Genomic DNA, 5,085 nt, shown 5'->3' on the forward strand with positions numbered 1-5,085 from the left:
AGGTGCACGACGCGACCGCGCCGGCCCCGATCGACATCGATCTCGACGCAAACGACGACCGTGCGCGCTCGCCGCGGCCCAGGACGTCGAGGTGGCGCCCGGCACGATCACCCCGGTCGACGAACGCGCGGCGGTCGCGACCGACTGATCGGTGACCGCGGTCTGCCGTCGCACGTGCCGTACCCCGGCCCCGCCGGGGCGTCAACCCCTGTGCGGCCTCCGCCGAGGCATCCGTAATGTGGCGGTCCCGGAGGGAGGACCGCGATGACCGACGCCGATCGGCAGCCCGCACAACCGGGCGATGCGCCCGCGGGCTCGCCGCTGTTCGTGACGGGGGCGCTGACCGACACGCTCCGGTCTCTCGAGGAACTCGCCGCGACGGTGCGCCGCTACCGCCGCGCGTACGTGCGGTACAGCGAGGGGCCCGAGGGCGATCGCGAGCCCAGCGTCGACACCGAGAGCGGGCTGACCCTGCCGGGGCTGTCGGTCAATCCGCTGCACGTCGAGCCCTGGTGGACGCGGCCGATCGAGGACTGGCTCGCCCGCCAGGTCTGCCAGTACCGCGAGCTGCAGGAGAAGAACCCCGATCGGTTCGCGTGGGTGCTGTGCGGCACCGAGGTCGGCCGCGGTCCCGACTGCGAGCCGCTGCTGCGCGAGGTGATCCCGATCGCGCGACTCGATGACGTGCTGCTCGACGACGCCGTGTCGCGCTACGAGACGCGCTTCCGTGCCGGCCACGGCCCGGAGGACTGAGAGAGAGGAACATGGATGTCTGACAACCTGCCCCCCGAAGTGCCACCCGCTCCCGACGGGGAGCCGGGAACCCAGCCGGTGCGCGACCGCGACACCTCGATCGAGCCCGACCCCGACCGCGACCCCGCACAGGCCGAGTGGGCGCGCACGGAAGCGCTCGATGGGGGAGCGAGCCTCGACGACCTCGCCGCGGCGACCGCGACGGGCGACGACCCCGCTCAGATCCCTGCCGCCGACGACGAGGTTCCCGCCGCCGACCTGCCGGGCGAGACGCTCCAGCCCGAGACGCAGGGCGAGTCTCCCGAGACCGCGGAGCTCGGGGAGGAGGGCCAGGGCGACCTCGCACCGGAGGATCTGTGACCCGCCGGAGGGGCACCGCCCCCGTTCACGTGACCACCGCGCGGCCCTGGCACGCGGGGGTGCCGCGGTGAGGGTGCTGCTCTGGCCGATCCACGGCGGCTACACCGATGCGTTCGTCCGCGGCGACCACGAGTACCTGCTGCCGATCGAGGCGGGGACGGATGCCGACCCCAGCCTGACCGCGTGGGGCTGGACGCGCACGCAGCAGGTGCCGGCCGACCGCCTGCGCGACGAGCACATCGACGTCGTGGTGCTGCAGCGGCTCGAGGAGCTCGACGAGTGCGTGCGGCTCACCGGGCGCGTGCCCGGACGGGACGTGCCCGCGGTGTTCCTCGAGCACAACACGCCCCAGCCCGAGGCGGTGACGCGGAGCCACCCGCTGGCCGAGCGCACCGACATCCCCATCGTCCACGTCACGCACTTCAACCAGCTCGTGTGGGACAGCGGCCGCGCCGCCACGTTCGTGGTGGAGCACGGGGTGCCCGACCCGGGCCCCCTCTACTCCGGCGAGCTGGAGCGCGTCGGAGTGGTCGTCAACGAGCCCGTCCGCCGGGGGCGTGTCGTGGGGACCGACCTGCTGCCCCGGTTCGGTCTCGAAGCGCCGGTCGATGTGTTCGGCATGGGCGGCGAGGAGCTTCGCGCCGCGTTCGACGGCACCGGGGCCGTGGTGCCGGCCGGGGACCTGCCGCCAGAACGCTTGCACCGGGAGCTGGCGCGACGGCGCGTGTACCTGCATCCGTTCCGCTGGACCTCGCTCGGCCTGTCGCTGCTCGAGGCGATGCACCTGGCGATGCCGGTCGTCGCGCTCGCGACGACCGAGGCGGTGCGCGCGGTTCCCCCCGGGGCCGGCGTCATCTCGACGAACATCGCCGACCTGCGTGCCGCGGTCCGGGCGTTCCTCGCCGACCCGGACTGGGCGCACGAGATCGGGCGGCGGGGTCGCGAGCATGCGCTCGCGCACTACGGCCTCGACCCGTTCCTCGCCCGGTGGGACGACGTCCTCTCGCAGGTCGCCGCCACCCACCCACACGATCGCGCCCGCCGGACGTCCGTCGCCCGCTGACCCGGTCGGACACTCCGGGTGCTCGCGCAGCTGGCGTTCGCGGGACGCAACACGCGGCATCCCTTCGCCGATTCCGCGCGTTGCGACACCCGAGGTGGCCGTCGCCCCTGCCTCGCGTCGGATGCCGCCAGTAGTCTGACGACGGTCCCGACGGAACGCGGGGGGCGCGCAATAAGGGAGAGCGACGAGATGAGACCGCTTCGATACTCGATCAACGTCACGCTCGACGGCTGCTGCCATCACGAGGCCGGGCTCCCTCCGGACGAGGAGTCCATGCGCTACTGGACCGCCGAGATGGAGCGGGCCGATGCCCTGCTGTTCGGCAGGGTGACCTACGAGATGATGGAGTCGGCGTGGCGGAAGCCGGCCACGGGGACGTGGCCTGACTGGATGCGCGAATGGGAGATCCCGTTCGCCGAGACCATCGACCGCGCGAGGAAGCACGTCGTCTCGAGCACGCTGAGCGGGGTCGATTGGAATGCCGAACTCCTGCCGGGCGACGTGGGACCGGCGGTCGAGCGCCTCAAGCAGCGGCCGGGCAACGGCCTCTGGATGGGTGGCGTGACCCTCCCTCTGGCATTGGCGGAACTGGGATTGATCGACGAATACGAGTTCGTCGTGCAGCCGGTCCTTGCCGGACACGGGCCGACGCTGCTCGCGGGCCTGCACGAGCGCATCCAGCTCGAACTCGTGGATCGCCGTGAGTTCCGGTCGGGGGCGATCGCGCTGCGGTACCGGCCCGCGCGCGCGATTGCGGGACGGCGGGCACGTGCGGCGATCGCCCGAGGAAGCACACCGGGAGCCGCCGAGGAACAGGCTGCTGACCCGCGATGATGGAGCGGCGACGGATGCCTCGGCCCGAGGCCTCCGTCGCCGTCTCTGCGTGCCGGGTCAGACGTACTGGAACGCCGGCGGGAAGACGACCACCACGATCGCCGCCCACGCGAGGTAGACCGGGATGTAGCCCGTCTGCCAGCGCTCGAGCCGCTCGAACGGCGTCTTGCGCATCACGAACCGCAGCTGCAGCCACGCGGCCCCGGCGAGATTCGCGAACAGGATGACGTTGAGTCCGAGCGAGGCGAGCTTGTTGGGGCTCGCGCCGTACTCGGCGATGCGGCCGATCATCGCGACGAGCACCATGATGTCGACCACGAGCGCCGCGAGCACCATCACCAGCTGCAGACGGTCGAACCATGAGGGCGGTGCCAGCCCGTCGCGCGCGGACAGTGCGTACAGCAGCAGCCCGAGCACGACGAGCAGCACGATGTCGAACAGGATCAGCAGGTCGCGCTGCCCGAAGACCTCGGGCACGTCGCCGCCGGACTCGATGAGGTTGCCCTGCAGAGACCCCGCCACGATGAAGGCGAGGAGCAGCAGCGTGAACAGCGGCGTGAACAGCCGCGTGAGCACCGGGGCGATGTTCTCGACCACGCTCTGCTTCGCCTCGACGAGCCACCCGGCTATGACCGCAGCGCCCGCGATGCCGCACGGCAGAAGCCACTCCTCGACGACCCACGAGACATCGAGGTCGATGGTCGAGAAGACGCCCATCGTGAGGGCGATGAGCACGCCGCCGCCGAGCGCGATCAGCACGAAGTACACGAACCACTCGCCGGTGAACCGGACGAAGTCCATGCGGCCGCGGCTGGACCCCACGGCGCCGCCGACGTAGGCGATGCCGATCACCAGCCACAGCACGACGACCAGGTGAAGGGCCGCGAGCAGCAGCGTCGCCCCGTCCGGCGCGAACGGATAGACCGCCATCACCACCGCGCCCAGCACGAACGGCGCCGCGACCAACGCGATCGTGCGCACCGACGCCGACCGGCGCACGAGGAAGAACGCGGCGAGGAACGGCAGCACGAGGAGCGCTCCGAAGCGCGCGTAGAAGTCGCCGCTGTCGTCGAAGCCGATGCCGAAGAGCGCCGGCACCTTGATCGCCAAGCCTGCCCCGACCGCGAGCCCGAGCGCGAGCCACACCGACCGTCCACGCGGCTCGGCCGCAGGCTCGGCGAACATGAGCTGCTTCCAGAGCCGGTCGGAGTGCTCCCGCGCGAACTCACGCGAGAGGTCGTCGAGCTTGCCGATGCGCTTGACGGCGATGAGGAACGCCTCGTCGGGGGAGAGTCCCGACGCTTCGAGCCGATCGAGGTGGCCGCGCAGGTGGTCTTCGAGCTCGTCGACGTCGCGCACGTCGATGGCGTCGCGGCGCGACACGTAGGTGCGCCACGCGGTGATCTGCTCCTCGATGCGCGGTGCGAGATCCTCGGTCATGTCAGGCCCCTCCGAATCCCACGGCGATCCCGCGATTGAGCGCGAACGCGTTTCCGCCGTCGCGGTCGGTCCACACCTGCTGCAGCGCCTTGCTGACGACGTTCCATTGGCGGCGCTGCTCGGCGAACGCCGCGCGGCCGGCGCTGCTCAGGCGGTAGTGCTTGCGCGGGCGCCCGCTGGGCGAGACGCCCCACGTCGCCTCGACGTGCCCGAGCCTCTCGAGGCGGTGAAGCAGGGGATACAGCATCCCGTCGCTCCATTCCAGCTCGCCCTCCGACAGCTCGCTGACGCGCTGCAGGATCGCGTAGCCGTACGACTCGCCGTCGGCGAGGATGCCGAGCACCATGGGTGTCGCCGCGGCGGCGACGAGGTCTTTGCCGATCTTCATGACGCTCCCCTTATACCTAGAGCTGCAAGGTACATAGAACTACAAGGTACCACGGGTGACCGCTTCGTCGACATCGGGGGACGCGCCGACGGCCCGAAAGGCCCCACAATGGTGCCGCGGGCCGGCGACCTCCCTGCTCGCCGACTCGCGGGCGTGGGGTCTGGCCGGGCTCAGCGGCGCGAGGCGATCGCGGCCGCGACACCGGCGCCGAACACGAGGAGCGCGGCGGCGAGCGGCGCGTACAGCG

General features: G+C 71.5%; 6 protein-coding genes. 4 read left to right on the forward strand and 2 right to left on the reverse strand.

Features of this window, described 5'->3' with window-relative positions; translation table 11 throughout:
- The first annotated feature begins 264 nt into the window (after positions 1–264).
- The 4 genes from EIO58_RS12260 to EIO58_RS12275 all read left to right on the forward strand — a co-directional run bounded on the left by EIO58_RS12260 (position 265) and on the right by EIO58_RS12275 (position 3,010).
- Positions 265–753: a DUF6098 family protein gene (locus EIO58_RS12260; RefSeq protein ID WP_240658797.1), complete on the forward strand. Its 489-nt coding sequence runs from the start codon at positions 265–267 to the stop codon at positions 751–753.
- Positions 754–768: 15 nt separating this feature from the next.
- Positions 769–1,113 carry a sugar ABC transporter ATPase gene (locus EIO58_RS12265; RefSeq protein WP_127819782.1) on the forward strand — a complete coding sequence of 115 codons (345 nt, stop codon included), beginning with the start codon at positions 769–771 and terminating at the stop codon, positions 1,111–1,113.
- Between the two features lie 67 nt (positions 1,114–1,180).
- On the forward strand, positions 1,181–2,176 hold the full coding sequence (locus EIO58_RS12270) for a glycosyltransferase (RefSeq protein WP_164861670.1): 996 nt from the start codon (positions 1,181–1,183) through the stop codon (positions 2,174–2,176).
- Positions 2,177–2,365: 189 nt separating this feature from the next.
- Complete coding sequence (locus EIO58_RS12275; protein ID WP_127819783.1) at positions 2,366–3,010, forward strand: dihydrofolate reductase family protein; 645 nt, start codon at positions 2,366–2,368, stop codon at positions 3,008–3,010.
- Positions 3,011–3,067: 57 nt separating this feature from the next.
- Here the strand turns inward: EIO58_RS12275 and EIO58_RS12280 are convergent, their stop codons facing one another.
- Positions 3,068–4,450 carry a permease prefix domain 1-containing protein gene (locus EIO58_RS12280; protein WP_127819784.1) on the reverse strand — a complete coding sequence of 461 codons (1,383 nt, stop codon included), beginning with the start codon at positions 4,448–4,450 and terminating at the stop codon, positions 3,068–3,070.
- A 1-nt stretch (position 4,451) separates the two neighbouring features.
- Positions 4,452–4,838 (reverse strand): PadR family transcriptional regulator, encoded by a 387-nt coding sequence (locus tag EIO58_RS12285; RefSeq protein WP_240658798.1) that lies wholly within the window; start codon positions 4,836–4,838, stop codon positions 4,452–4,454.
- Between the last annotated feature and the right edge of the window lie 247 nt (positions 4,839–5,085).

The organism is Microbacterium sp. CPCC 204701 (assembly GCF_004010105.1).
GTDB lineage: Bacteria > Actinomycetota > Actinomycetes > Actinomycetales > Microbacteriaceae > Microbacterium.